General features: G+C 56.9%; 27 protein-coding genes and 1 pseudogene. 10 read left to right on the top strand and 18 right to left on the bottom strand.

Annotation, left to right across the window (positions count from 1 at the left end):
* The first annotated feature begins 39 nt into the window (after nt 1–39).
* From mltG to AC07NT_RS06845, 5 genes are read left to right on the top strand one after another with little or no spacing between them, the layout of a single operon-like run.
* Nucleotides 40–1,026, top strand: a complete 987-nt coding sequence (gene mltG / locus AC07NT_RS06825) for an endolytic transglycosylase MltG (RefSeq protein ID WP_498597195.1) — start codon at nt 40–42, stop codon at nt 1,024–1,026.
* Nucleotides 1,027–1,662: a dTMP kinase gene (gene tmk, locus AC07NT_RS06830; RefSeq protein ID WP_498597194.1), complete on the top strand. Its 636-nt coding sequence runs from the start codon at nt 1,027–1,029 to the stop codon at nt 1,660–1,662.
* On the top strand, nt 1,659–2,645 hold the full coding sequence (locus AC07NT_RS06835) for a DNA polymerase III delta subunit-related protein (protein ID WP_498598487.1): 987 nt from the start codon (nt 1,659–1,661) through the stop codon (nt 2,643–2,645). Before tmk ends, AC07NT_RS06835 begins: the two co-directional genes overlap by 4 nt.
* 22 nt (nt 2,646–2,667) lie before the next feature.
* Nucleotides 2,668–3,030, top strand: coding sequence for a PilZ domain-containing protein (locus tag AC07NT_RS06840; RefSeq protein WP_498597193.1), 363 nt, complete (start codon nt 2,668–2,670; stop codon nt 3,028–3,030).
* A 46-nt stretch (nt 3,031–3,076) separates the two neighbouring features.
* Complete coding sequence (locus tag AC07NT_RS06845; RefSeq protein WP_498598486.1) at nt 3,077–3,877, top strand: TatD family hydrolase; 801 nt, start codon at nt 3,077–3,079, stop codon at nt 3,875–3,877.
* Between the two features lie 526 nt (nt 3,878–4,403).
* Here AC07NT_RS06845 and AC07NT_RS06850 read toward each other — a convergent pair.
* The 16 genes and pseudogenes from AC07NT_RS06850 to AC07NT_RS06925 all read right to left on the bottom strand — a co-directional run bounded on the left by AC07NT_RS06850 (nt 4,404) and on the right by AC07NT_RS06925 (nt 17,781).
* The gene (locus AC07NT_RS06850) at nt 4,404–5,306 is read right to left on the bottom strand and encodes a hypothetical protein (RefSeq protein WP_498597192.1); all 903 of its coding nucleotides are present in this window, start codon (nt 5,304–5,306) and stop codon (nt 4,404–4,406) included.
* A complete protein-coding gene (locus tag AC07NT_RS06855) occupies nt 5,293–6,078 on the bottom strand; it encodes a hypothetical protein (protein WP_498597191.1) in 786 nt (261 codons plus the stop codon). The genes AC07NT_RS06850 and AC07NT_RS06855 overlap by 14 nt, the downstream gene beginning before the upstream one ends.
* On the bottom strand, nt 6,071–8,569 hold the full coding sequence (locus AC07NT_RS06860) for a phospholipase D-like domain-containing protein (protein ID WP_498597190.1): 2,499 nt from the start codon (nt 8,567–8,569) through the stop codon (nt 6,071–6,073). The genes AC07NT_RS06855 and AC07NT_RS06860 overlap by 8 nt, the downstream gene beginning before the upstream one ends.
* Nucleotides 8,570–8,960: 391 nt before the next feature.
* Nucleotides 8,961–9,617, bottom strand: a complete 657-nt coding sequence (locus AC07NT_RS06865) for a hypothetical protein (protein ID WP_498598524.1) — start codon at nt 9,615–9,617, stop codon at nt 8,961–8,963.
* Nucleotides 9,618–10,070: 453 nt separating this feature from the next.
* Nucleotides 10,071–10,493: pseudogene (locus tag AC07NT_RS06870) on the bottom strand (TniQ family protein); the annotation flags it as partial.
* On the bottom strand, nt 10,490–11,455 hold the full coding sequence (locus AC07NT_RS06875; protein ID WP_498597189.1) for a TniB family NTP-binding protein: 966 nt from the start codon (nt 11,453–11,455) through the stop codon (nt 10,490–10,492). The gene AC07NT_RS06875 and the pseudogene AC07NT_RS06870, both read right to left, overlap by 4 nt.
* Nucleotides 11,448–12,749 carry a TnsB C-terminal domain-containing protein gene (locus tag AC07NT_RS06880; protein ID WP_498597188.1) on the bottom strand — a complete coding sequence of 434 codons (1,302 nt, stop codon included), beginning with the start codon at nt 12,747–12,749 and terminating at the stop codon, nt 11,448–11,450. The genes AC07NT_RS06875 and AC07NT_RS06880 overlap by 8 nt, the downstream gene beginning before the upstream one ends.
* Nucleotides 12,749–13,483, bottom strand: coding sequence for a hypothetical protein (locus AC07NT_RS06885; protein ID WP_498597187.1), 735 nt, complete (start codon nt 13,481–13,483; stop codon nt 12,749–12,751). The genes AC07NT_RS06880 and AC07NT_RS06885 overlap by 1 nt, the downstream gene beginning before the upstream one ends.
* Nucleotides 13,471–14,121 carry a hypothetical protein gene (locus AC07NT_RS06890; RefSeq protein ID WP_498597186.1) on the bottom strand — a complete coding sequence of 217 codons (651 nt, stop codon included), beginning with the start codon at nt 14,119–14,121 and terminating at the stop codon, nt 13,471–13,473. Before AC07NT_RS06890 ends, AC07NT_RS06885 begins: the two co-directional genes overlap by 13 nt.
* A gap of 300 nt (nt 14,122–14,421) precedes the next feature.
* Nucleotides 14,422–14,694 carry a BPSL0761 family protein gene (locus AC07NT_RS06895; protein ID WP_498597185.1) on the bottom strand — a complete coding sequence of 91 codons (273 nt, stop codon included), beginning with the start codon at nt 14,692–14,694 and terminating at the stop codon, nt 14,422–14,424.
* Nucleotides 14,691–15,305 (bottom strand): HAD domain-containing protein, encoded by a 615-nt coding sequence (locus tag AC07NT_RS06900; RefSeq protein WP_498598485.1) that lies wholly within the window; start codon nt 15,303–15,305, stop codon nt 14,691–14,693. The genes AC07NT_RS06895 and AC07NT_RS06900 overlap by 4 nt, the downstream gene beginning before the upstream one ends.
* A gap of 66 nt (nt 15,306–15,371) precedes the next feature.
* Nucleotides 15,372–15,944: a DUF4926 domain-containing protein gene (locus AC07NT_RS06905; protein WP_498597184.1), complete on the bottom strand. Its 573-nt coding sequence runs from the start codon at nt 15,942–15,944 to the stop codon at nt 15,372–15,374.
* A gap of 19 nt (nt 15,945–15,963) precedes the next feature.
* Nucleotides 15,964–16,299 (bottom strand): hypothetical protein, encoded by a 336-nt coding sequence (locus AC07NT_RS06910; RefSeq protein WP_498597183.1) that lies wholly within the window; start codon nt 16,297–16,299, stop codon nt 15,964–15,966.
* An 8-nt stretch (nt 16,300–16,307) separates the two neighbouring features.
* Nucleotides 16,308–16,667, bottom strand: coding sequence for a hypothetical protein (locus AC07NT_RS06915; RefSeq protein WP_498597182.1), 360 nt, complete (start codon nt 16,665–16,667; stop codon nt 16,308–16,310).
* A 19-nt stretch (nt 16,668–16,686) separates the two neighbouring features.
* On the bottom strand, nt 16,687–17,181 hold the full coding sequence (locus tag AC07NT_RS06920; protein WP_498597181.1) for a hypothetical protein: 495 nt from the start codon (nt 17,179–17,181) through the stop codon (nt 16,687–16,689).
* A gap of 90 nt (nt 17,182–17,271) precedes the next feature.
* Nucleotides 17,272–17,781: a LexA family protein gene (locus AC07NT_RS06925; RefSeq protein WP_498597180.1), complete on the bottom strand. Its 510-nt coding sequence runs from the start codon at nt 17,779–17,781 to the stop codon at nt 17,272–17,274.
* 831 nt (nt 17,782–18,612) lie between these two features.
* On the opposite strand from AC07NT_RS06925, the gene AC07NT_RS06930 reads away from it, so the two are divergent.
* Nucleotides 18,613–19,371 (top strand): hypothetical protein, encoded by a 759-nt coding sequence (locus AC07NT_RS06930; RefSeq protein WP_498597179.1) that lies wholly within the window; start codon nt 18,613–18,615, stop codon nt 19,369–19,371.
* A gap of 68 nt (nt 19,372–19,439) precedes the next feature.
* Here AC07NT_RS06930 and AC07NT_RS06935 read toward each other — a convergent pair whose 3' ends face one another.
* Nucleotides 19,440–20,792: a hypothetical protein gene (locus AC07NT_RS06935; protein ID WP_498597178.1), complete on the bottom strand. Its 1,353-nt coding sequence runs from the start codon at nt 20,790–20,792 to the stop codon at nt 19,440–19,442.
* A gap of 171 nt (nt 20,793–20,963) precedes the next feature.
* Between AC07NT_RS06935 and AC07NT_RS06940 the strand changes: the two genes are divergently transcribed.
* Genes AC07NT_RS06940 through cap4 form a run of 4 tightly spaced genes read left to right on the top strand, consistent with a single transcriptional unit; the run spans nt 20,964 to nt 25,589 of the window.
* A complete protein-coding gene (locus tag AC07NT_RS06940; protein WP_498597177.1) occupies nt 20,964–21,968 on the top strand; it encodes an SMODS domain-containing nucleotidyltransferase in 1,005 nt (334 codons plus the stop codon).
* 29 nt (nt 21,969–21,997) lie between these two features.
* Nucleotides 21,998–23,698, top strand: coding sequence for a ThiF family adenylyltransferase (locus tag AC07NT_RS06945; protein WP_498597176.1), 1,701 nt, complete (start codon nt 21,998–22,000; stop codon nt 23,696–23,698).
* Nucleotides 23,698–24,168 carry a Mov34/MPN/PAD-1 family protein gene (locus AC07NT_RS06950; protein WP_498597175.1) on the top strand — a complete coding sequence of 157 codons (471 nt, stop codon included), beginning with the start codon at nt 23,698–23,700 and terminating at the stop codon, nt 24,166–24,168. The genes AC07NT_RS06945 and AC07NT_RS06950 overlap by 1 nt, the downstream gene beginning before the upstream one ends.
* Nucleotides 24,165–25,589: a CD-NTase-associated endodeoxyribonuclease Cap4 gene (gene cap4, locus AC07NT_RS06955; RefSeq protein WP_498597174.1), complete on the top strand. Its 1,425-nt coding sequence runs from the start codon at nt 24,165–24,167 to the stop codon at nt 25,587–25,589. Before AC07NT_RS06950 ends, cap4 begins: the two co-directional genes overlap by 4 nt.
* Here cap4 and AC07NT_RS06960 read toward each other — a convergent pair.
* A complete protein-coding gene (locus AC07NT_RS06960; RefSeq protein ID WP_498597173.1) occupies nt 25,586–26,677 on the bottom strand; it encodes a DNA-binding protein in 1,092 nt (363 codons plus the stop codon). The genes cap4 and AC07NT_RS06960 overlap by 4 nt on opposite strands.
* Nucleotides 26,678–26,796: the final 119 nt, after the last annotated feature.

Consider the following 26,796-nt stretch of genomic DNA (forward strand, 5'->3'; position numbering starts at 1 on the left):
ATTATCATCGTCCGCTGTACACATAGGATTCGTAGGGCTGTGAAATTCATTGCGTCGTTTTTGTTTCTGCTGGCCAGCATGCTGTTTGCCGGTGCCGTCTGGTGGCTGCAGCAGCCCCTGGACCTGAAGACCGAGACGGTGGAGTTGACGGTCGAACCCGGCATGCCGGCACGCGCCGTGGTGCAGTCCCTGGTGCAAGGTGGGGTTCAGGTCGATCCGCAACTGCTCTATTGGTGGATACGGCTCTCCGGCCAGGCGCGCCAGATCAAGGCGGGCAGCTACGAGATCAGCGGTGAGCCGACACCACGCACCGTGGTGGCCAAGCTGGTTCGCGGAGAAGTCGCCCAGCGCAGTGTGACCTTGGTCGAGGGGTTGACCTTCAGCCAGTGGCGTGAATTGTTGCGCAAGGCCGATCAACTCCGGCCCGATATGCAGGAACTCGGCGATGCCGCCGTCATGGAAAAACTGGGCCGTCCAGGCCTGCATCCTGAAGGACGCTTTTTCCCGACCACCTACAGCTATGCCAAAGGATCGAGCGACCTCGCCCTGCTGCGCCGCGCCATGCAGGAGATGGACCAGCGGCTGGCGGCTGCCTGGGCCCAGCGCGCGCCCGACAGCCCGCTCAAGACCCCAGACGAGGCCCTGATCCTGGCCAGCATCGTCGAGAAGGAAACCGGTCGCCCCTCGGACCGCGGCCAGATCTCGGGGGTTTTCAACAACCGCCTGCGCATCGGCATGCTGCTGCAGACCGATCCCACCGTGATTTACGGCTTGGGCTCCAAGTTCGACGGTAATCTGCGCAAGCGCGACCTGCAGACCGACACACCCTGGAACACCTACACCCGCGCCGGCCTCCCACCTACGCCCATCGCCATGCCAGGCCAGGACTCTTTGCTCGCCGCCGTGCAGCCGGCAGCGACCCGGGCCCTGTATTTCGTGGCGCGCGGCGACGGGACCAGCGAGTTCAGCGCGACGCTGGAAGAGCACAACCGCGCCGTGCGCAAATACCAGCTGGGACAACGCTGAATGGCGGGCCTGTTCATCAGCTTCGAAGGCATCGACGGGGCCGGCAAGTCAACCCATATCGAGAGCCTGGCCCAGGCACTTCGCACGCAGGGCCGCAGCGTGACGCTCACTCGCGAGCCAGGTGGCACGCCGTTGGCCGAGAAGCTGCGCGCCCTGGTGCTCAACGACCCCATGGATGCCATGACCGAGGCTCTGTTGGTATTCGCCGCGCGGCGCGACCACCTGCAACAGCGCATAGAACCCGCGCTGGCTCGCGGTGAGGTCGTGCTGTGCGACCGGTTTACCGACGCCACCTATGCCTACCAGGGCGGCGGTCGTGGTTTCGATACGCAGATCCTGGGCGTGCTTGAAACCTGGGTTCAGGCTCTGCCCCCCGGCACGTCCTTGCGCCAGCCCGACCTGACGATCTGGTTCGATCTGGACCCGGTCATTGCTGCCCAACGTCTGGCCGGCGCACGCGTGCCCGATAAGTTCGAGGCCCAACCGGTGGAATTCTTCCGCCGCGTGGCGCAAGGGTATGCCGAACGCCTGCTCCAGGACCCGAAGCGTTTTGCCCGTATCGACGCCGCGCAAAGCCGCGAGACCGTCTGGTTGGACGTATTGCAAGCCATGAAAAACAGAGGATGGCTGACATGAGCGCGCTGGCGCCGTGGATTGCCTTGCAAAGCCGGCAGTTGCTGGCTCAGCGGGGCCATGCCTGGCTGCTGCAGGGGCCCTCGGGCCTGGGCCAGTACAGCCTGGGCCTGGCGCTGGTCCGGGCCTGGCTGTGTGAACAGCCGGCAGAGCAGGGCGCCTGTGGCAACTGCCCCTCCTGTCATGCCATCGATGTTCGCACCCATGCCGACCTGTGCGTGCTCATGCCCGAGACCGTGATGCTGGAGCTGGGCTGGCCCCTGGACGAAAAATCCCAAAGCGACATCGACGAAAAAAAGCGCAAACCGAGCAAGGAAATCCGCATCGAAGCCATGCGTGATGCCATCGAATTTGCCCAGCGCACGAGCGCGCGCGGGCGTGGGAAGGCGGTGCTGGTCTACCCGGCCGAGCGTATGAACCATGTCACGGCCAATGCCCTGCTCAAGACCCTGGAGGAGCCACCCGGTGACGTGCGCTTCGTGCTGGCCAGTGAAGCCGCGCACCAGTTGTTGCCCACCATCCGCAGTCGCTGCCTGACCCACGTGATGTACTGGCCCCAGGAAAGCGCGGCCTTGCCATGGCTGCAGGAGCAGGGCGTGGCCGCTGGTGATGCCCGCACGCTGCTGCGCGCGGCCGGGGGCCGGCCCGAGGACGCTTTGCTCTTTGCTGTGTCCGGGCGCGACCCGAAAAGCTGGCGCAGTCTTCCGCGCGCGCTGCAGCGCGGCGATTTGGTTGCTCTGGCCGACTTCAGCCCGGCCCAGTTGATCGACGCCATGCACAAGCTTTGCCACGATCTGATGGCCTTGGGAACAGGCGCCGCGCCGCGTTATTTCGAAAGCGGAGATCTGCCCGCCCCCCCGCCCTTGACCGCGCTCAGCGCCTGGCAACGCGAACTGGGACAGGAAAGCCGCAGCGCCGAGCACCCCTACAACAGCGGCCTGATGATCGAAGCGCTTGTGAGCCGCGCCCAAACCGCTCTAAACTAGCCGCTTCCGTTCCACGCCCACCATGTCCACAGCTCCCAACAACGCCCCTCGGCCCAGTGTCATTCAGCTGGCCATCAAGGAGAAAGCTGCGCTTTATGCGGCTTACATCCCCTTGTTCACCGAAGGTGGGGTGTTCATCCCGACCACCCGGGAATACCGCCTGGGGGACGACGTTTATGTGCTGATGTCGCTTCCCGACGACAACCAGCGCTACCCGGTAGCCGGCAAGGTGGCCTGGGTGACCCCTGCCAAGGCAGCCGGAACCCGCACCCAGGGAGTCGGCGTGCGCTTTCCAGCGGACGAGAAGTCCCGCATGCTCAAGAACAAGATCGAAGAGATCCTGGGCTCGCACCTGAGCTCTGACCGGACCACGCAGACCATCTGAGCGCTGCGGTTGACCCGCAGCAATGATCTTCCGCGTGCCCTTTGCCATGTACACCGACTCCCACTGCCATCTGACTTTCCCTGAACTGCGGGAAGACTTGCCACGCATCCGCGAGGCCATGGCCGCAGCCCAAGTCACACGCGCCCTGTGCATCTGCACCACGCTGGAAGAATTCGACGATGTGCACGGTCTGGCACTGCAGCATGACAATTTCTGGGCCACGGTCGGTGTGCACCCGGACAACGAGGACGTGACCGAACCCAGGCTGGACGATCTACTGACCCGCGGCCGCCTGCCACGTGTGATCGGCATTGGCGAGACCGGACTGGATTACTACCGACTGGGCGAACGGACCGTGGCCGACATGGAATGGCAGCGCGAGCGCTTTCGCGTCCATATCCGTGCGGCACGCCAGCTTTCCAAGCCCCTGGTGATTCACACCCGCAGCGCTTCCGACGACACCTTGCGGCTGCTGCGGGAGGAGGGCGAGGACGGTTCGGCCGGCTCGGCTGGTGGTGTTTTTCACTGCTTCACGGAAACCATGGCCGTAGCCCGGGCTGCTCTGGATCTGGGGTTTTACATCTCGTTTTCGGGCATCCTGACCTTCAAAAATGCCGCCGACCTGCGCGAGGTGGCCGGCTTCGTGCCCATGGACCGCATGCTGATAGAGACCGACAGTCCTTATCTGGCGCCGGTACCCTATCGCGGCAAGACCAACAATCCGTCCTACGTTCCATATGTTGCGCAGCAGATTGCGCAACTGCGCTCATGCCCGATCGAGACCGTGGCGGACATCACCAGCCGCAATTTCGAACGTCTTTTCAGCGGCGCATTGCTGCCCATCTGATTTCAAGTGTTTTCTAGATATCCGACAGATCATATTGATCTATATGGATATATTACTGATGATTAGCTGTCAATGCAATGAATTTTCGGTAACTCCAACCCAAATGAATCAAAGAGCTTGGAGAGGCGAAAAATCACGCCAGCTCCAAGAAGGCGAAATTTTGGTAACCGGTCCTACGTCTAAGCATTCCCTCCGGTGGCCAATAGGGCTGGGCGTCAGAGCATCCTCGTTGGTGTCGGTTTACCGCTACACAAGACTCAAACACGTCTCCAGAAGGCGAAGGCGGCCTACGTGGCCAAACCGGGACAGATGGCTAGGAGGTAGGGCCGAGGAGATGGGGATTACGGCCCTTCTTACTGTTCCATGGTCTTACGCGGCCTTGAGCTTCCTCGGGCTTGGCCAGTGTCGGCAGGGGCAGTTCCAGCACTCCCGCGACGGGCAGGGCCCCCTGCTCGCCATCGGTCGCTCTCCTTTTGAAGGCGTTTGGACCCATGTTGCGCTCGCCCCCGCGTGACAAGCCCACGCCCTAGACAACCAATTCCTTGAGTCTCGCCCGTCCAGCGCTGGTGAGACGGTACAGGCTCCGCTTTTCTTCCTTACGCTCATCTAGCAGCCCGCTTTGCCAGCACAGATACAGGATGTGCTCGAGCTTGTCCTGAGCAAAGGGGACGCGACCGATGCCCTTGGCCGGGGCGTAACGTTCTAGCCCACGGTCTCCGATGATGAACCAAAATCGGTTTCTGCCGTCGCGCTGTACTAGGGTCCGGGTGCTGGCGATGTGGAAATGGCGAATGATGACCCATTCCTTGGCAATATGCGCCATGAAGGCGCTAGGGCTTTGCTCCATGTATCGGGGCAATGTCCGTGTCAAATCCATCAGCGAGTACCGGTCATTATCGAAGTCCAGCAGCACTTTCTTGTGCCAAGGATTTTTGAGTAAGTTATTTGCCTCGACTGCGCAGAACAGCAGGGCCTGGTAAACCAGCGCCAGTGCAGCATTGCTGTCTTCCGCCCCAAAGTGAAAAGGGCAGTGCCTTAGTTCGGAAATGCGCGTAAACACGTCCGCACCTTTGCGGCTCGGATACCGGCTTGCCGCCGAGTAGAGACATGATTCGCCGGCCTGCGCCTTCTTCAGGCCGGCTACAGTCCTCGCAACCGTCGTACGCAGATTGTCGTCAAGCGCCGTCTCACAGCCCTGTCCGATGGCGTTGGCGACAGCTTCCACCGAGTTGTCGCCGTCCGGGTCTCGTTGGTAGGTAAGCCAAGTTTCCAGCACGCCGAGCATCTTTTCGAGCGCCAGCCGATGTAGCTGGCGCAGTTGCAGCACGGCCCACTCCGCTTGTGGCAGCTCCACCCCATTGAGGCTGAAGAGCTCCGCGCCGCTTGCGCTCCCCCGGGCCATGCACGCGCGGACCTCAGCTTCGCTCACGAACTGGCGTGCCCCCCCTTGCACCCGTTGACCCGGCAGCGTCCAGCGCGCGGAGGGTGAGGTGGATAGACCTCCATCGCTTCTTGTCCTCCGGAAATTCCGGTTCGGCGTCGACGGGGAAGAAGCGTGCCAGAAATGCCTGCTGTTCCGCTGGCGATGCCGTAGTCACGTCAAACAGCTGTTCCAGCTGAAGAATGTCTTTTTGAGTGGTTGTCAGTTGGGTTACATCGCGCAGCCAGCGGTACTTTTTAAACGTGCGGGCGCGGTCTTCAAAGGCCTGGGCGAGTTGCCGTCCCTCAGCTGTGCAGAGGAGCAGCTCCGTCGTCTTTCCCGTTAGGAATTTCAACCCAGCGACGATGCTGGGGCCATAGGCGTCGGGGCCGAGCAGCCCGCCGTCGCTTCCGCCGACGCGGTCAAACTGAAGCTCGACCTTCTCGCTTCCTGTTGGAAAGCGCCGCTCGATGCCTGGAATGTTGCGCAAGTCCCTCCCCTGGTTCAACCAGATGAGCACCAACTGGACTTTTTCATAGCCCCTTTGAGCCAGCTCGATGCCCTGCGCCATATCGAGCCGGGAACCGTGCGCCTCCAAGTGCTCCTCGACTTGATGGGCCATCCAGCAGATGGAACCGTAGACCCTGATATAGCGCACGACATTGTTGATGCCGGGGAACACGTCGTTGTACAGCCGCTCATTGACGGCGGCCAGCCCTATGGGGTCGTTGCCCGTTATACCCGGGTTCAGCGGCGAGGTGAGGAGGGGTCCCTCAAGCATTGGCGAGGCGCTCCTTGACGCGTTGAGCAATATGCTCGTCTGCGAAATGAAAGATGGCCTTGCGACACATCGAGTTCGGGCAGACGACAAGGTGATTGGACTTCAGTTTGTCCCGTAGGTTCGTACTGAAGGCACGATAGCAATGAGGGCAGCCGCAACTGTCGAGCTCGCGCTCGGTTTGAAGCAGACCGGAGTCTCGCAACTTCGGATTCACGCGTCGGATGGACCTCACCGCGGCCACGGCCTGCGGAAAGGACGCTTCATCTTCTAAGCTGGCCTGGTACGCCGGTTCCAGCGCGTTCTTCACCAAGTCTTCAATGCATTGGTCCAAGGGCTTCGCCTGCCACAGCTCATCAATCGACTGCACCGCAGCCGCCTTCAGGCCTGCGCTGACTCGTGCGAACGCGTAGTCTTGAAAGGCGAGATTCACCTCATGCCGATTGGGTGCGGAAACCCGCCAATCGCCAGACAGGCGCAGCAAAAAGTCCTTGAGTACCGTGCGCGGGGCTTGCCGGTTCCGTTGATTGGCCATCGCAATAATCAGGCAAGCGGTCCCTAACGCGAAGTTTTTCAGGCTTTGATACTCGTCCTGAGCGTAGCGGAACCCACTGTAGACCTCCAGCCAGTGGCGAAGCCCCTGGTAGTCCTTATCGTCGCCCCACGTTGCCTTGAGCGCCAGCTTGAGAGCCCGAGCACCCGCCACCAGAGCAAGTAGCGGACCGGTGGCAAGTCCGGGGTTGTCACGCAATATGGCAGGGATGCCAGCCAGCAGAGTCTGCAGCAGTTCTTCCAGGTCCTCCGGGGTTGTCGCTGGTTGCTGGACGGTTGGCGTGGGCCGAGCGACGCCCTTGCTCGCCGCGGGGGGCGGAGGGGCGTCCACTACAGCCGGCTGTTTCACTGGAACCGGTTCGTCAGAGTTCAGCCAACGGAAATAGGCGCGCAGCACGTCGTGGGTGCTCCCCCCGGGGATGCCCGAGCGGCTTCTCGCCCCGCCGTATTGCCAGGGCGCAAATGAGAAGGGCTCGTCCGACGGCTGAGGTCCCGCCGCCCGGAGGCCTCCTTGCCCTCGGCTTGGCGCCCCCCCCTGCGGGTGGGGCGGTATTGCGGCCCGTGTAAACATCTGCAGCAGTTCAAGAACGTCGTCATTGGCAAAGTCGCCCGCCAGCAGATGGCGCACTGCCAGTTTCTCACGCCGCTGCTCATCGGTTGCGGACAGGTCCTCCTCGACGCTGAGCCAGCAACGGGCGTCTATACCTGCTCCCTTGAGCGTCAGTTGAACGGGGCTGTCCGTTTCAAGGCGCTTTGGCAGCCGAAAGGAAAACTGTCCCTGCGCGTTAAGCGCCACCATCGTCCTTGGAATCAGCTCTTGTTCCGGCCCGTCCTCAAGCGTGGCAAGGGCCGAGGATGGTAGCTCGGGCACCCCCCAGACCGAGCCTTCCACCGTGCCGTCGATGCTCAGCGTGGCATCCATGTAGGCGAAACCGACTTCGCGCGCTGAGGGCTCGTAATTGTTGGGAACGAAATCTTCAGGCTTGCATGGGGTCCACTTGAACGGCGACTTCGGCAGCACGCGGGCCAGGGACACCTCCACGTTGTCCTTGGATTCCAGGCTCGTTTGCGTGGCGTTGATAGAGCCGGAGACTATCAGGCATGTGTTCTTGGCGCGCACCTCGAACAGCTTCGCATGCAGCCGCCGCGGTTCGAGGTCCAGCTCCGGAACGACAAACGAAAACGTGGGAGCGGCTCCAGCTTTCTCCGCCTTGCGCGGCTTTTCCAGTGGAGCAATTTTTGTGACGGGGTCCAGCCCAAATTCGAGCCGGTGCGCAGCCAAGGCTTTACCCAGTCTTCGCACCGGCGAACCATCGCGCGTATGGAAGGGGGCCAGGACCAGCAAGGAGTCCGCTTGAGTGCCTTGACCATTCCAGAGGTCAACGATTTGTGAGCTGGCCGTGTCGTCCAAGGTGTGAACAAGCCGAACGGTCGATTGCTGCGTCATCGAAAGCCGCGAGGTCGTCGTGCAAGCCAGCCGAGCGCGCCTTTCCAGCAACCTGAGCACCGCGACCCCTTGCTTCGAGGTGCCGTCTACAAGTTGCGCCAGACGCCCTGCGAAATTGGCGAGGTCTGCAAAGACAGCCGGATAGTCCCGGCTTGAGACCGCGTCCAGGCACTCAAGTTGTCGATGCAGCCCAGATGCCGTCAGATTGCCACTGCCTACGGCCAAGATGTCCTGGTCCTTGCAGACCAAGTAAGCCAGCTTCGGGTGAAAAACGCCTCCTCCAGGAGCCGTCAGTGCGGCAATCCGATATTGGCGTCCGACCCCTTGCGCCTGCGCCTCGACAAGGCTGCTATCGAGCTCGTCGGCATCGGCCAAGATAGCCACCTCTTTGCAGCCCGCCTGGCGCAGAGTGGGCAGCAGGGCGCTTTCGATGAAGCCAAGACTTAGGGTGTAGGTAGTGAACAGTGCCGACTGTGGCCGGACTTCGGATATCAACTCGATTAAATTTCTTGGACTCATCCCTGCGAAATCTCTGATTAAGGCGAAGCTTGTCTACGTGCCTTCGCACGCAGTGAAAGTTAAAGCAAGCAGCCTTTGCTGTCAATGTGGCTAGCCAAGCGTTAGCTCCGTTGTCAAGAATGACGCCGCAACACCTAGGTGTGTACCCAAGGTGTGGGCAAAGCGATTCAAGAGCGCGCCCGTGTTGGGTTCGCCGCCTCTTCCTTGCCGGAGCTCTTCCCTCCAACAAGAACCCGTAGGGGCAAGGTTCCGTCTGGGATTCAAGACACGTGAATGTCTCAAATCAACACTCTTTCGCTGTCACCTTGCCACTGGTAGCGAACCTCGTGTTCACCCAAATCGTTTGACTACTTTGAGTCAACGGCAACTAGTCCTTAGGGCTACGCGCGCTGCCGAGTAGGAAATTGATGTCCTCCGCATCGATGCTAATGCTGGCCCAGTCGAATGGAAGCGCCCAGTCAAACCTGCGCAATGAACCGTTCAGGACTAGCTTGACCGCCCTGACAACCAACTGGAACGGTAACGGGCTTTCTTCGCTCAGGGCACGCAAGGTCCTCGGATTCGCTGGGCGTTTTGCATCGTGCCACTTGGCTGTAAGCTGCATCTGCAGGTCGACAATGTGGTCCAGACTAACCCGCAGGTCATCAGATTTCCTAGGATTCCAGGAAGGGAAGACGTCCTCAAACATCGGGTCATGACGTTCCAGCGGCACCCCCAGTATTTGCGCAAGTTCGACAGGATTAAGTAGTCCATGGGAAATGAACTGCTGGGTTGCCAGTACCTGGTCTATGTCAAAACCAGGACTTTCTCGGTTCGGAACCTCCAGCATCCCTTGGGATATCACGCCTGAAAGCGTCAGGTCGTCTACTGCTAGGTAGCGCGCTAACTCGGCGCCAGTGGTGAACATTGGCGGGCGCCCTTTGAAAAGTTCAGCTCCACGTTTTGACTGAGGCAAAGGCACATCCGAGCAAATTGCCTCCGCAACTGGGCGGGGCAAACCGACTTCGGAGAAGAGCAGCTTCATCCCCTGCGATTCAATCAAGGCAGGCCTTGGAATGGCGCGAAGTGGCGCAAGGAGACGATGAGGAACACCTCGGAGTTCCGGCAAGTGATACCTATCGTTGTACCGGCAGTTGGATAGAAGCTCCGTTGCCTGGTGACGTAGGGCTAGGGGCAGGGTTCGCAGATACTGTCCCGGCCATCCACCTTTCGCCCAGTCCGCTCCGGACAGGCTCATGGCCTTGTACACCTTAAAACCAACGTCGAATGGGAGGACATCGTCTTTCCCTCCGTGCAGGGAGTACCGGAAGGGGGCGAGCGCCGCATAGTCCAGACTGACATCCGTCGTTGTGGCCGTTGCTGACATCGTTCGTAGACCGGTCAACGGTCTCCCGCACCGACCACAGGAAGAAAGAGTGGACCGAGTCCAATCTAGCCGGGCATCGCAAGCGGGGCAGGTGTCCAGCAGCACGACATCGTGACGAGGGCAGGTTGTCACGGGGCTCCAATCCCACTCCTCAAGGCAAAGGCCAGACTCTTCAAGGCAGAGGGGACATATCTGGCTGTAGCGGTGAAGAAACGCGTCTTCGTCGACCCGGCAGCCATGAATAAATAATGCATCGTCTCCGAGTTGCCTTCCAAGGAAATGAATTAGATGCCCGGGGTCCCCAACGGCCATACAGCCGATTTTTTCAAGGTCCTCCCGTGAAGTGCGCAATTTGTGGAGAGCTTTGTCAAACGAGCGCGTCACTTCGATAGTTGCGGCAATCAGCAACTCCTTGATTCCGTAGTACCCGTTCCCTTCGGCAAGTCTGAGCAGATATCCCGGAAGGGACTCTCCTACGGCAATCGGTAGGTTTCGATAACACCCAGGTAGGAACTTTTCAACCGGGCCAGTCATTTGCCCACCTTCGGACGTGACTCATGCTTCAGCAGGGCCATCTTCGTATGGCTGGAAATCTCATCGGCGCTCCAGCTAAAGGGATTCACATCAACTCCAGGCTGCGAACCACCGACCTGCTCGAAGGCAGTAATTAGCAAGTCGCGCGCGCTGACCGATTCGGCGGACCTCTTGAGAAGGCTTGCTACACGCTGAATCAGGGCGTCCAAATTTCTCAGATGCCCCCCAGAAGCGAAGTACATCTGAGCGACGAAGTCCAGGTTGTTGATTGATAGGCGCTCAGATATGCCATGACGCCTCAAGAGGCCGCGCAAAACATAGCGAAACTCTGCTTGGGCAGCCGAGGAGAAGATGTGCAGCTTGGGTATAAAGATTCGGGATGTGAAGCGGCTGTCTAACTCGCTCTCCATCGAGAGCGGCTTCAGGAGCTTCTCTGTCGCGGAAACAACGACGACGAGTCCGTAGGGTTTCTTCTCTCCATCGGCGGTCACCCAGGACTTGGGGCTCTTCTCGTCGTGCAAATTCCAAAGGTTCTTGAGAAATTGACTGTTCTGGGAGCGTAGGGCGGGGGTGCTTGCCAACAGACCGTTGTGAAACTCCTCCAGCATTACCACCGATGTCTTGCACGCTCGAATGGCGTCGTACAGAACTTTCTCAGCCTCTGAAATCTTGTCTCGCGGGTTCTGAAGGAGGGGGCGATTTAACTGGGTGCCCGCAGACCGAATAATTGAAGGTGCGTCCGCCTTTGTGGACAGAGAAATTCTGACTGCTGGGACTATCCGCTGGGTGCCCTCCATTGAGTTTTGGAACCTTCTGGTGAGATGGTCAAAGGCGTGGGTCTTGCCTGTTCCGGACTCACCAATAAGCAAAACTCCCTTGCTGACGCCTCTCTTAGCCTCGTCAACCGCGTAATCAACCTCTTCCAGCAACCTGACTTGGGAAGGCCGAAGGTACTCAGTCATCCGGAATGTCTTCCGCGGCCAGCAATGTCTTAAGGCTCTCTGGAGGGCCTGTTGGCGCAGCCGGTTTTGCTTGCGGCAAGGCAGCCGCCTGTGTAACCGCCTGGATGTCTTTTCGCGGCGTAGTCTTGGGCGTCGACGGCTCGGAGGATGACTGGAGCTTGTTGAAAACTTCCGGCATCACAAATGAAACTTCTCCCCGTTCAAAGGCCATGGGGTAGTCCACCTCAATTCGCTTCTCAACTGCGGCCCAGAGTTCCTGTGGCATTGCGTATGGAAATTCAAACGTCGTGCACTTGGCTTGAATCGGAGTGTCATTCTCAGGAAGAAGGACCAGAACAGTCCGGATGTCGTCGGGGTCAACCTTGACGAATACCTTGCCGCTGTAATGACGATATGCCTGTGCCAGTTCAGGGCTGTTGTATTTCAGCTTCTCGGCAATGACTCCCTCTCTTGTCAATGTTGCCGTGTACGTCAGTGCAAAAGTACATTTGATTTGCGTGAGCCCAGTAATCAGTATTGGTGGCGCTTGCTCGAGACCATTGCGCCAGACTTGAATACGGGAAACTGGAAGGCGAGGGTGGGGACTGTTGTTAAATTCCTGGATGTATTCAGTACGCATCAGCGTGTATTCCTCGACCGTGTGCTTGGCAGCAAGCTCCGCCTTCTTTCGTAGCCGGTCGTACTTGGGGTTCATGCCTTTCTCTTGCCGAGCGACGTAGCCTGCAAGCCCTTCGACAAACTGCGTTTCGACGGTCATGTGAGTTCTCTCTATGGTTCCTTTCAGGTCGCCGCTCCAAGGGGGCATACGCAACAAGCATATGCCGCAGGCCATGAACGCAAATATCACAGCATCGGCAACGAGTTCTGTGCCGTTGTCGATTGCCGCGACCCTTTCGATTCCAAATACGTCCCAATCCTGAGCGTATTTCTGTGCGCTCTCTGGGAGAGTCAGTGACTTGGGAAGAATGCAGTTCTTGAGCAATCGAATCGTGTCCCTCGCCGCCGGCGATTGAGTGAGACACGCCCCCTTGATAACCGTTGAGTGGTGGTCAATCCCAAGGCCATCGTGATATAGAACCGGGTAGTTCCAGTGTTCATTGGGGAACAGAAAGACTCCAAACTTTGTGTAGTCGTACTCGGTTCTATGGCCTGAGTAGTAGGTGTGGAGGCGCCCAATCTCTCGCAGCTCTTGTTCAGCGACAAGTTTTCCTAACAAGGCGGCTCGCAACTCCAGTTTGTTCAAGCCTTTGATGGTGCGCCTGATGTGTTCGTATGAAATGACGTAGCCGCTCATCATTGAGTCTGCTCAGCGTTCTTTGCGCTCCATGACTTGAGTTCCTTGTCCACTTTCTTATGAATATTTGCAGCGGTCAGACTCGGGAACTTGAGCACGGTTCTCTTGGTCAGTTCCTCCACAGCCTTGAAAAACTCAGTCCGCCTCGTTCGCCAGGGAGCGGGGTGCAGTCCCTTTTTTTGAATTGCGTCCAGTTGATAGCGCCGTTGTCGCCATCTCAGTAGGTCGTGATACAGCGTGTGAGGAGCCCAATTTTTCGTGTCTACAAGGCCTGCATCTGCATATGCTTGCTCAATTTCCGCCGTGGCTACTTGGACTTCCTTGCGTTGAACATCGCTTTTTGGGGACGTGACTCCAAGCTGCATCAGGCACTTCAAGATGTACACCTTCTTCTGCCAGTCAATGGCACGATGAACTCGAACATGAGACAGGTCCGTGACGGCATTGGCACGTCGGGGATTGGTGTCACCTCCCTCGCCACTTGGGTCGGTGTTTTCGTCAAACGAACCGGGCGTTGGGTCTGGAACGTCAAGGTCATCAATCAAAATTGCCTCCTCAAGAACAAGCAGACTGGCCAGCTCATTGACGGACATCTTTTGAGTCACTGAGATTTCGTCTTCTTTCCTCAGTTTGACCACAGCTCTCATCGAATCTCGGTCAACGACTCGATAGCGAATTCCTCGAATTTCAACAATCTGGCCTTCGTCAAGGCTCAGGCAAATCATCCGAGACATTTGCTGAGCTCAATAACTGCCAAGGGGCGATATACCAGTTCCAGTTGCCGGTGATACAGGAGGTGGTACAACATTCCGACCGGAACGCCAGCTATCTTCGCGTGTTCGCGCCAAGTCGTGAGAGGGCACGGCTGGTGGCGGCCTAGTCTCTGCTTGGCACTAGCTAGAGACTGTTTCGAGTAGGGAAGCTGGCCATATGGACGCAGCAGCAAGATGGTCTGTACGAACCCGGACTTTTCCAAAGCCTTGCGATAGACAACCTGATGGGTGTAGCCCCGCGCCCGCAAATGTTCACCAACATGGTCTAGCTTTTCGCTTTCCTCCAGGGACAACCCCACCTTGTCGTACTTTGCATCGGTAAATTCAATTTCGCCGGTGTTGAGAACGCACCGGTAGTCTGGTATTGCCTCGACGGCAGGTGTCCCGTTACCGGCCTCGAATTTGTGGCGTTCGGGCTCGAATTCGATGGAGAGAACCTCCGGTCGTGATTCAAGCCAAATCGCACAGTAGAGGGAGGAAATCGAATCAAAGGGGAGGCGGTCTGACTTGCCCTTGTGACTCGGGAAGTGGCCGATAAATCTTGGGCGCCCACCTCGGTTCGAGATGGTCCTGGTTGGACTCTTGATACGTCGTGCCATTTGTGCGAACCCTGCGTTTGGATGCGCTGATGGTATACGGCAGAACCCAATGAATCAAACAAAATATCAAATTAATCAACTACTTAGGTTCACTTGCTAAAGTGAAATATACATTCAGAATTCGTTCAACGCGAAAGGCGCCGGGCACTATGGCCGATGCCCGACGTTGAAGGGGGTGTCCTTTCGCATCTCGTCCGCACTAAGGATTCGTGGCGGCTCTGGGGCAGACATGCGTGGACGTTCCGAAGCGTTCGGAGGCCGAGCCGAAGCAGCGACGGCCCGGTTTGCGCAAGAACTAGGTCAGGATGCGGCATCTCGAATCGCCTGGATGATGCCGAGGGTCTGAGAATTGCCCTGAAATCTGCTGAACGGCGGGACGGGTCCAAGGAGCTCAGGCAGCGTTTCGTGGATGCTCTGAATCTCGAGCAGCGTGGGGAAGTGCTTCAGAAGCGCCTGCGCCCGGTCCCGGACTTGTTGCGAAACCATAAGCCCATTGGACGGGTCAGAGAGCGCCCAGAGCAGGTCCTTCGTCTGCACAAGAGACTTGGTGCGCAGGTACGGGGAGGTTTTCACGTTCTTCCTCTTGAGGAATTGCCGAACACCGCAGCCAGCGTGCGCGTGAGCCCCTCCAACACCAAGGGTTCGCTGATGCCGTGCACGTTGTCGGTAACGACCAGGTACTCTCTGAAGAATGGCGGCCATCCGTTCTCGTCGTCGTCAATTGCGAGGACCTGGGTCGGCGCACGGCGCAGATAGTCCTCGTACACCTGTTGCCCACGCGGCATGTTGGAGAAGTCGTCCCTGGACATCCGGCTGTGAAACGTCGCGCCGATGACCCGACTGCGCAGCTCCTCGGGCAAGTAGCTTGCAGCCCTTCTCAGGCCAAGCGTACGGACCCATGTAGTACTCAACACAATCCGCACTGCGGGGTAGGGGCGCAGCAGTTGGCCCAACAACCCAGCATGCTGAAACAGCGTGAATTGAGGCGCGGCAGAGATGTAGATGCCCTTCTTGGGATGGCGGTACACGCGTTCGTGGTGCAAAACGCCGTCGTAGTCGAGGTAGAGCACCTGCCCGCCACGGACTTTCGGGCTGTCGGGAAGGAGAGTGCTGAGGACTCGCCCCTTGTTTTCAGGTTGCGCCGCCTCTATCACTTGGTGTTGCGGTTCTGTTATGGGTTTCACTTTCAAGCCCTTGTCGAATCAATAGCCGTGTCTAGGAGCTTCTGGTCGTATACAGAACCCAGGTGTTCACTCGACATAACGCAAGTCGGCGACATTGACTGTCGCGACGCAAATGGTCTTGCGCTTTTTGGTCAAGAACTCGACCTCGAACGCCGGCGCGTCGTAGATATGAACTACCAGTCCCTCAGCACCACTCGTGAGGCCTAGTTCTGGGATGTCTCGGGTGAGCGCTACTCTCGAGTACTCTGCCCGGCCCTTGGGAGCGGCTTCCCGCATCGCGGTCCAGACCTCCTTCGTGACGTCGACGATATCTGCTGCCTTGTTGATGCCGCACCACCAGTTCCATGTGTAGTCCGCGTCGATGTTCCCTCCCGGTTGGTCGTGCAAAACGTACACGCGACTGTCACTTGTGACTCCCTTGCCGGTCTTCGGGTCGAAAGAAATTACTTTCGAGCTGGTACGACCCTCTCTACGGGATTCAACAGCGCAGCCTACAAAGTGCCGAGTTCTCTGGGATTCGCTAGGCAACGTCACTTCGTAAATGCTCCAGTTCGCGAGCGTAGTAGTAGGCTGCTGCTCGACAGACGCCACTCTCCAAACGCCAAGGAGCGCCGATGCGGGAATTTCTGGGATATCCATAGCTGTTTCCCCTGTTTGTTCATTTCGAGGTGGCGGCTAATACGCGCGTGCGCTTCATCAACCAAGCGACTTCATCGAGGCTGAGGCCCCAGCCCTGGAGGTTCACTCGCTGTTCGGTTTCGCGATAGAGGTCCTCGATGTCTGTGATGAGACCCGCTTCCGCTTTCCGTCTCGTCCGCTCCGCGAGTTGCTTCGCGAGGTCTTCGCAATAGACCCAGCGCGCATGCAACTCTTCTTGCGTCATTCCGACCACGTAGCGCCCGTCGATTTCCCTGGCCACGAACTTCGGCTGCGAGCCGGGCACCGTGGCCGCCGTGATGCCCCGAGGAAAGTCGCTTGGGACGCTTGGCTGCATGTCGCCACCTACGCTGCCACCGGCATGGGCAACGCCACCATGGGCCCGACGAACTCGTCGGTGACGTCCTTCTCCTTTGCAACGCCGCTAAGAAGCTTCCAGCGCTGCCAGACGAGGTTCCCGGCGAGGCTGTGGCCCGGCGGCCCCTCGAGCAGATACACGCGTCCGCTTTTGGTGAGCGCCACACGACGATGCGGGTCGAACGCGACGATGGCGGCGCTGGCTTGGCCCGCGCCGTGCTCTTTGCTGTAACCGACGATGTGGCGGGTCCAGGGCTCCTCCTCACCACGGATGGGGGTCTCGTAGATGGACCATTTCGTCAGAACGATGTGAGGTGCATCGAAGAGTGCTTGGATGGGGGTAGTCATTGGGTTCTCCTGCGTCTTGTCAGTCGAAAAAATCGATGTAGCGGTTTGCCAGAGCTTTGGCCGATGCGAGCGGGTCCGCAGCTGACAGAACTGCCCGGACAACTTCGTCATCGACATCGATGCCGTAAAGCCGAAAGCGCAGTGGGTAGAAATCTGGAGCGCGAGCAACGTAGAGCTCGATGAGTGCGAGTAGCTCTCGTCCGTTTTCGGGCGCGGTTTCAAAGTAAAGAATGCGTTTCTCGCCGTTGGGTGCCGGCAGGTCAGGGGCGAATCCGACCACGACCTTCGGCCCAACAAAGCCGGGCGGGGCATCGTCTGAGTTGGCGTGAACAAATTTCGACGTTGAAAGCTTGCAGCCGGAGCACTCGTAGTAGCGCGCGAGGTCACTACGAGATGTGCAGTTGCGCAAGGCCACGGCAAGTGGCACAGCCGTGTGCACCTCCGAGCATCTCGGGCACATCGCAGCGACGTAAGGCGGATGAAAATGCCAAGGGTTAATAATCATGATGAGCAAAGCTTCTCCCGGGCCTGCGCAAAGCGCTTGCCTGAGAACCGGGGTTGGAAGGGGCTAGCCTGGGTCTAGTGCGAGGAAGTGTTCAGGGTGTCACCTCCTCACGCGTCGTACGACGCTGATGACGACGCCCATGAGCTCGAGTGAGCTGGTGGGGTAGATAGGCTCGAAGGCCGGGTTCGCCGCTTCAAGGTAGTGCCTGCCGTCGCCGGTCTGGCGCAGGGTCTTGACTGTGAACTCACCATCCACGACCGCAACGACGATGTCGCCGGTAGAAGTGGGACTGTTGTGCTCGACCACGACCAGGTCACCGTCGAAGATGCCTGCGTCTTTCATACTGTCACCGCGGACCTTGTGGACCGAGGTCCTAGTCGGGTGGTCAATGAGGTAGTCATCCAGGGTAATGAGCTCAGGCTCTTCTTGGGTGGCAGGCTGAGGCAGGCCGGCGCGGACCGGACCCAGCACAGGGCGGGCGAAGAAGAGCTTGCCCGGGGCGATACGCCCCTCATGGCGCTTGACGTAGCCCGCGTCAGTCAGTCGGCCAACGAGCGCGAAGACGCTCGAGGTCGAGCTCAGGCCCAGGACCTCGCACAACCTAGCCATCGGTGGAAAGGTCTGGTGGCGCTTCCAGTACGTCTGCAGGGTGCCAAGGTAGGCGGCGTCTTTCATCTGAATCCGTCCAAAATCGGTTAGATGAATTACACTGTACGCACATACAGACATAATGGCAACGCTAGGAAATATAAGCCCTGCAGGACAGTTTGCTATTTCAAACTCCACTCTCAGCTCATGGCGCGGCTACCACAACTGGAGCGCACGTTCCAATTGCTCCGGTATGCTTCCAATAGAGTTAGTCTGCAAATAAAGGGAACCCGTACGAGGAGATTCCCGCTTTCAAGGAGGTAAGACTTGCACACGATTCCATTCGAAATTCAGGTCCCGAAGAATGAGCTGGAGCCAATCTAATGCTGGACATAGACAGCGTTAGCTTCGACATCCAATGCCCGGAATGTCACTTCTTCGGAAAAATTCGATATCGCGAAGCGAGGCTGCGTGACGTATTTATTTGTCGTGGCTGCAAAGGGAACATACGGCTCGACGACAACATGAACGAGTGCAGAAAGGCTCGCAAAGAAATTGCCAGTGCGATGGCGGACCTCGAACGTCAACTCCAGTCACTCAATAGAACAATCAAAATCAACCTCTAATATGGACTCAGCGTATCTCCAGGCGCAGCGCTTCCAGTTGCAAAAGCGGTTTCGCAGACTCAATTCTTGTGAGCCAGATTTTTTCCACAGCTCGCTCATGCAGTTCTGGAACTACCTTACGTCCCATCCCTTGCACGGAGGGACGATAGCAAGCCTGGCCGCAAGAACCTCACCCTATTCAGAAGACCTTACGCAACTAACCACAGTAGGTGAGGTCCCCATTTTTATGACCGAGGCCGAGGCGGATGGATTCTCGTTTCGTGTGATTGAACACTGTGCGCAGTTGCCTCTAGAGTCAAAGAACCCAGAAATTAATATCGGACGTGTGGTTGGACGCGACTCCAAATACCGAGAATGCCTTGATGCGTTTATCGAGCGCTATCTTGAGCCTTTCTATGAGATTTTGGATGAGGCCCTCGACCAGAAGACGGCAGTTCTATCTTTGTTGTTGAAATACAAGCGTAAGGTCGAATGGTTCGAGCGGGCAGAGCTTGCGGCATTGGCTGCCAGAGGGGAGCGTTCCCTTGCAAAGCATCTCTACGCCTATCTGTTTGACCAGGGACTTGATTTCCACATAGAGCCTCAATCCGTGTCAGGGGAGGCAGATTTGGTCGCAAAAGACCTCGTTCTTGACGCAAAGATTTTCGACGGAGAGAGAAGAGGCGTCGGCTACGTGAAATCTGGCGTAAATCAAGTTCTGACCTACACGCGGGACTTCAACCAGACTGTCGGGTACGTGGCCATCTACAAGACCTGTTCTGAGGACCTGCATTTCGATTTTGCAGCCGAGAATACGCTCGTACCGTTTCTGCACTTTGGGGGGAAGACGCTCTTCTTCCTCGTAATTGACTTGTGCGATTACGGGGCGTCTGCCTCAAAGAGAGGTGCACTCAAGGCTCATGTGGTTACTGGAGATGTCCTACGACAAGCCGTCGAATCAGAACCTTCAGCCAGCACAGACTCCAGCTCACCAGTGGGGGACTAGGCCTGAAGCCTTGGCGGAAGGGGACAAAGATATCCTGGCTTACTAGCGGATGAAATCTGATGGGGCATTCACTCTGCAGGCATCACGAAATTTGTCCAAAAATCTGCCGTCAAATTTCCCTGCGCGAAGACGGGGTTAAACAAGAAGGTATTCAGGGTCGAGCGCAGACATGCCTTAGCAGTTTGGGCGTTAGCAACGAGCAGAGGGGCCTCCTTGGAATGCAGATTGATTCCACCATGCACCACCTTGTTTCGCATGCTCTGAATGTCCTTGAGAGCTTTATATCGGTCATGGCGCTCCTTCGAAGGTCCCAAGAAGGCAAAGTTGAGGGCCACTCTGAAAGAGAGCTCTCTGTCATCCCGCGGATTGAGTAGGACTTCCAGGCCGATTACTGCATCTAGCAGCGCGTCGACGGGCGATGTTCTTCGCTCAGCGTCATGCAATCGAGCAGCCGCGATTTGAACATTTGGGCGTGCATTTTCGACCGCTTTATACGTGCGCTGCAGGTCCTGCAATCTGCCGGGTTCAAGCTGCATCGAAGCATATGGGTTTGTTGAAAGTGGATGCACGCCATTGATACCCGATAGAGGTGGAACGGGTCGCTTCTCGTACTTGAAATAGGTCCCGACAGGTGCGGACTGACCTGAAGCCGCGACATGTAAAGCGACCAGCACAATGTTCAATACCTCTTGTGCCTTCCCCTGAATTTCAGTGTCAAATTTGGCGTCTTCAGCGTGGGCTCTCTCGAGACGAACCGGAGTTGAGGTGCGCCATTGGACAGCAACATTGAGGTTGTGCGGAGCGACCGAAGTGAATGGAGCTAGCTCGATGTCGGCATTGGTGAGTTCGGCGAACAGCTCGTCTGAGATTGCCACTAGGGACACATCATCACTTAGCTTGAAATCATTGACGCCGTCAGGGAGTTGCAATCCATAAAGCGGCATCATCACGTCAACATTTATGCGCCGATTGAGCAACAGGTAATTGATTTCTTCGAGGAGTGCATCGATTGCAACGTCCTGCGCTGCTCCTCGCTCAACTCTTGCAATGACTTGACTGCACCAATACAGCGCTAGTCCGGTGGTGTCGGATATGGTAATCATTCCCCCGTGGTAGTAGCAGAACCCTCGTAGTTCAGGCTGATGTTGCGTTAACTCTGTGCTCAGAACCTCTACGATGCGTTTTACGGGCGGCACGCCATATAACGCGGTTAATGTGCGCCATCCCCTGTATGGTTCGATTTGAATTTGGAAGGCTCCTGGCCCGGTCTTCCGGTGGACTTTCTGGTGGTCCATGGGTGGGATGCTGCCCCAGATTGGAATCAGTGCATCTAGCGCGGCGCGAATCGCTGCGCGCGCTTCATGAGTTAGTCCAGCGCGAGCTGCTGGAGCTGCAACGCCACTATTTTGCTTTTCTGGCATGAGACTCTCCCGCCTTTGATGCCGTCCAATGTAGCGCTTTTTCAGGCAAAAACATTACTAACTGTAGTCTTATTGCGCCTACTACAGGTAGTGTGTTGACTGGGCAGCTCCCCCCACTTATAGTGTTTAGCACTCGCGACCGGCGAGTGCTAAACACTGGAGGGCCGTGCCATGGCCACGCAGCAGCAGTTCATTGATTTCTTGGCAGAGATTGAACCCAGCTCGACAACCAAGTCGGCATGCATCAGTGCGCACACGAACCTACGTGGAAAGCTGGAGAAACACGAGACGTACAAGAATATTCACGTCAACACGTACCTCTCAGGTTCGTACGCCAGGAGCACAGCGCTTCGCCCTAGGCAAACTAATGGAACTGTCCGACGGCCTGATGTAGACATCATCGTGGTCACTAACCACAACCGTCATGACCTTCCGAGCCAAGTAATTTCCACGCTGCGCAAGGCTGTGAAATCCCTGGGATATACAGAGGTAGAGGCAAATCGGCGGTCAATCTGCGTGTCTTTGGGGTCGGTCGAGATGGACGTCGTGCCAGTGATTCCCAACCCCTGGGAGACTAATGGCTGGCTGATTGCCGACAAAAGCGAAGAACGATGGCTGGTGACCAATCCAATGGGACACAACCAATGGGCTAGTGCGGTCAATAAAAAGGCCAATGGCAATTTCGTTCCTCTCGTAAAGCTGGTCAAGTGGTGGCGCCGAGAAAACCTTCCGCATCTCAAGCGGCCTAAGGGCTTCATCCTGGAAACCATGGTGGCTAAGCACATGGATTTCAAAGAGACAAGCTACGAGGAGATGTTTGCCAAGTTTTTAGAGGCTGTTCGGGATGAGTACCGAGAGACTGTCCAATGGGGACAGGTGCCACACTTGGAGGACCCGAGCGTTTCAGGGAATAACGTGTTCTCGCACGTCAAACCAGAGGAGTTCAAACGCTTTTACGACCTTGTTGAAGCCCACGCCACTCTCGTTCGACGTGCGCAACGTGAGTCAGACGCCGATAAGGCATTGTCCCTTTGGCAGCGTGTATTCGGTGACCGCTTCCGTAAGTCAGAACAGAAGGGTGGGCTGCTGCGGACGGCAGCAACTACTGCTGCGTTGGGCCTGGCTTTTCCGGCTACTGCCGTTGTTCCCCCGAACAAGCCTCCTGGATTTGCTTGATGCGTTTGATATTTGAGGAACCTATTCGCATGCGCGAAGAGGCTCGCGGGCTGAATGAGCTCGCGGGTAATTCGGTTTGGCTGACAAAGTTGGACTGGGGGTTCACAGAGTCTCACGATGTTCGGGTCGATTTCGACATTACTGTGAATGAAAAAGTGTACGAGGCAGTCCTCATTTACCCGTCCTTGTTTCCACAGGCGCCGGCATTTGTGAGGCCAAGGAAATCGAGTGAATCTTGGAGCGCACATCAATACACGTTGAATGGAACCCTTTGCCTAGAGTGGGGCCCAGACAACTGGCATGCTGGTGTAACAGGGGTTGACCTTATCGTTAGCACGCATAGGCTGTTGGCCTTTGAAAAAAATGGTCCAACTTTCGGGATATCCGCTCCAACACGGCACGAGCTTTCAATAGGGCAGCGCGTTCGGACAGAAACCCAAAGATTTCTCGTAACCTCTAATCTACGTGACTCCCTTGCGATGGCGAGTAGAACTGCGCCTGTCCCGCTCACTGTAGGAACGGTTCACAGGCATTACGAACTTGTCTCTGTTGCAACAAAACTTGGGTTAGAGGACGTGACGTCAAACCTCGAAGTTCCCAAAGAGATTGCAGACCCCAAGTCATTTAGCTCCTGGATTCGGAAAGGGTGGGTTGTCTGGTGCGACGAATGGGAATCCTTGCAGAAACCTGCCAAGGACCAAGTAGCCGTCCGGGATTTTCTGAAAGCCAAAGGGTGTTGGCCGTATGCCGATGATGAGCTCCAAGCGGATTTTCTGCTTCTTGTTGATGGCAACCAGAGGGTGCGGCCTATCGCACTAGCGAAAGAAGCTGAGGGCAAATCTGCGTATGAATACTACCCAGTTGATTGCACGAACCAAGGACAACAAAGACAGCCGGAAAGTAACGCGACGCTGAGCCAGAAAAAGATTGCCATTGTCGGGTTAGGCTCGGTAGGCAGCAAGGTCGCAGTCTCATTGGCGCGCTCAGGTGTAGAAAAATTCTTGCTTATCGACGACGACATTCTTAAACCGTCGAACCTCTCGCGCAACCAACTTGATTGGTTGTCAATGGGGTATGACAAAGTTGATGGGACAAGAGGTTCGATTCAGCTGGTTCGGCCAAGTGCAGACGTATCATGTAGAACATTCCGATTGGCAGGGCAGGAGAGTGCTGCATATAACACGACCGTACTTGAGCAAATTGCGGCATGCGACCTTGTCATCGATGCTACGGCGAATCCCAAAGTGTTCTCGTCAGTCGCTGCAATTTGTACGCGGCGAAAAGTTCCATTTGTCTGGGGTGAGGTTTTTGCTGGCGGCATCGGAGGCCTTATGGCTCGAAGCCTACCGGGTTTCGATGCTGACCCGCTACAAATACGTCGAGCGATTCATGAGTACTTGGCCACAATGCCTGAGGCTCCGTTCCGGCACGCTCAAAACTACGACGCTGAAGCTGAGGACGAGGTATTTGTCGCTGGGGACGCGGAGGTAAGCTCGCTGGCTTCCTCATTGACACAGTTCGTTATCGACTCTCTAGTTGGAGCCGAGGAACCCAGATTCCCCAACTCTGCCTACCTTATTGGCTATCAGAAGGCTTGGATTTTTGAAGCTCCGTTCGACACACATCCAGTTTCATGCCCTCGAGCTCCAGTGGGCCCGGAAGAGCCCGAGGACAATGAGCGCGCGGTTAAGGCCCTAAGCGACCTAATGACTGTGTTTGCTCCGAAGTAATGTTGAAGGTAGTAATCCCAGCAGAGGTGTGTGCGACATTGCTAAAGGCACTTAAGCATGCGGGAACAGATGAGTGTGGAGGTGTACTGATGGCTGAGCATGTGGGGCTTGACCACTTCACCGTCCGGCAGATAACAGTGCAGGGAGGTGGTCGCTTCGCTAGTTTCGTAAGAGAGACTAGGTCGGCAATGCGTGCGCTGAAGAACTTCTTCAGCCAGACAGGTAATAACTACTCACGATTCAACTACCTGGGTGAATGGCACTCTCATCCGAGTTTCTCGGTCCAGCCCAGCAGTACAGACCATCATTCGATGCTGGATATCGTTATGAATGAGCGTGTGGGGGCGAATTTTGTGGTTCTAATTGTTCTCAAGCTGTCAAGCAAAGGGGAGTTGATTGGTAGTGCACATACCTACCTCCCGGACGGTTCATTCGGACCATCAACCTTGATTCTCGAAGGCAACACATGAAGCCCCCTCTCTTTGCCCCTCAAGCAACTGGCGGAAGAGTTGCTCGAGACGGATTTGAATATCAGGATGCCTTCTTGCTCGAGCACATTCCAAAGTTTCTTGCTCAAGGTGCATTTAGCCAAGTCGTCAGTGAGCATTTAGGTGATGTCGAGTTGCGCTACTTTCGTCCAGGAGGTGGGACCAAATGCGTTTTCTACGAGGCGAAAGGTTACCAGCTCACCAAGACGGATTTCTGGAATGAAGTCGCGCACTTTAAGGAATTGCATGAACAATCGCCTAATGAGTACGTGCAGTTCGTTCTGGTATGCGAAGACTACGTCGATGCATACCAGGCAATGCTTCGAAAGCTAGAGAGGTACCGAGGACCTGGCCAATCTCTGAATGAAGACTCAGAAATCCGCACATCTGCCAGAGAAGATATTGTCAAGACCATCGTCCAATTCGGACAGTCCGAGGGCATGGCCCAGTTTGTCTTGGAAAGGGTGATGTTTATCAGGTACAGCTCTGCCAATGTTGATGCTGGGTTCGGAACGAAGCTAGAGGAATTCCTGCCTAAATTGGACCTGAGTCGAAGTGAAACAGCGGCATTTCGTTCGAAATGCAGAGGCCTTGTAAACAAGTCAGTGAATGGGGTTGTTACTCGAAGTGAGGTGGAGGCAGCACTTATCGAATGTGCGCCAAGTGTGGCTTCGGCCTGGCGTGCTACGCCAACTGTCCTTGAGCTGACCTCGACTGCTTTCGAAATTGGAACTGTTTCGCTGGATGTGTCAGCTTTCAACGGGCCTGGTCGCGGCACTCTACCCAAGGAAGACTGGACCCAACTGCAGACCAAGTTGCAGGATGTCGGCGCTTTCTTGCACGCCACCAGAATTCGCCGTGGGGTGTACTTGACCTCAAAGCACCGGATGTCATTGGCCTGTCTGTTGGGTTATTGCTTTTCTGCAACGCGAAACTTTACTCTCGCAATCGAACATAACGGCCATGTGTATGACACCTCAACACACGACAGGCTGCCGGCACCTTTTTTTAAAGCCTCAGAGATATCACCAGCACAGCTTGGAGTGGAGGACGGAATCGCATCCATTTCTTTCCCGAATAGCTCAAATGCCGACATTGACGCAAATGCAAAGCGTTTCGGGCTAGAGGCTGGTCCGAAGATTCATTTGGTTTCGGCTGGTGTTGTTTCGGATATTGGCAGCTTGAATACGGCTGTGAGCGAAGCTAAGGTGGCTTTAGCTGCGTACAGGAGCCGTCATCAGTTGCAGCGGATTCACCTCTTCATCAAGACGCCTGCTGTATTTGCAATGGCACTAGGGCATCGGCTCAACGGAGTAGGGCGCATCCAGCTCTACGACTGGATTGATTCGGCCTATATGAGGGGCGGCAGGGATTCATGTAAATTTCCGCAAAAAGAGCCCTAAGTGGCTGTCGTGGCTGGTTTCTTTGCCACTTTCCTGCCACCCGATTCGGTATCTTTCGCCGCAGCTAAGTCGGGCTCGGCCGGCGCCGCGGACAGTCGCGCTAGCATGCTGGCGACCACCTGCTCCTGGGCCGTGACGGATGACCTCGCCGTCGCCAGCGCCAATTCCAACTCCTGCTTCGCGGTCAGCATCTCGTCGACCTTGGTTAGCAACTCCTTGTTCGAGGTGCTGAGCTGCTGGACGGCCGCATCCTGCGCGACCAGGCGCCGACCCAATTCCTCGGTGCGCCGCTGAGCAAACCCCAGTTCATCCTTAAGTGGCCGCAGGCCTCTCACCTCCTCCTGGACTTGGTGCAGATCGCCTTGGGCGCGAGACAAATCCCCCAGCAAGCGTGCGTTTTCTTGAAGGATGTGCAGGGCTTCTCGTTGTTTGGTGGCCAAGGTCTCGTTCACGGTGCGTAGCTCGGCCTGCAGGTACTGCACCTGCTGCTCATGTTTGCGCTGATCTTGGTCGCGTTGCTCCTTGGAGGATTGCCGGAAATGCTCTAGCGCCTGGCGCGCATGCTGGTGCTTTTCTTCCAAAGATTGGCGATGGCGCTCTTCGGCCGCGATGCGCTCCTGCAGATCGGCCACCTGCTGTGCGAGCTGAGTGCACTCAAGGGTCTTGCTGCTCAGCGCTTCGCTGGTTTTGCCGTGAGCGGTTTTTTCGTCGGCCAACGCTCGCTGGGTGTGCTCTAGCTGCTGGCGGGTGGACTGCGCCTCGGTTTTCAAGGCCGCGACGGCTTGCTGCTGCTGGCCCAGCTGCTCGGCGTGCCTGGCCTGGGCCGTGGTGACTCGCTCTTCCGCTTCCTCGTTGACGCGGGCGGCCAGGCGGCCCACCAGGTCTTGGATCGCCTCGCTGACGGCCACGCGGCTGCCGGTGGCTGGTCCTTCCTCTTCCTCGATCTCCTTCAGGTAGCGGTGGATGGTGGTTTTGGACCCGCTGCCCAGCTCTTCGCGTACCGCATCGATGGAAGGATTGCGCCCCATGGCCAGCAATTTATCGCGTGCGCGCAGCACTTCAGATTTGTAAATTCCGGCTCTGGACATGGTTCACCTCTTTATTTCGTACCTCAATACGTACCATGATAGTACATACTATTTATTATGGCAACAAAATAGTAATTTCAATAAAACTAACATCGGGTAATAGTTAGTTATCCGGTGTT

This window comes from Hylemonella sp. GW821-FHT10B10, from assembly GCF_059415585.1.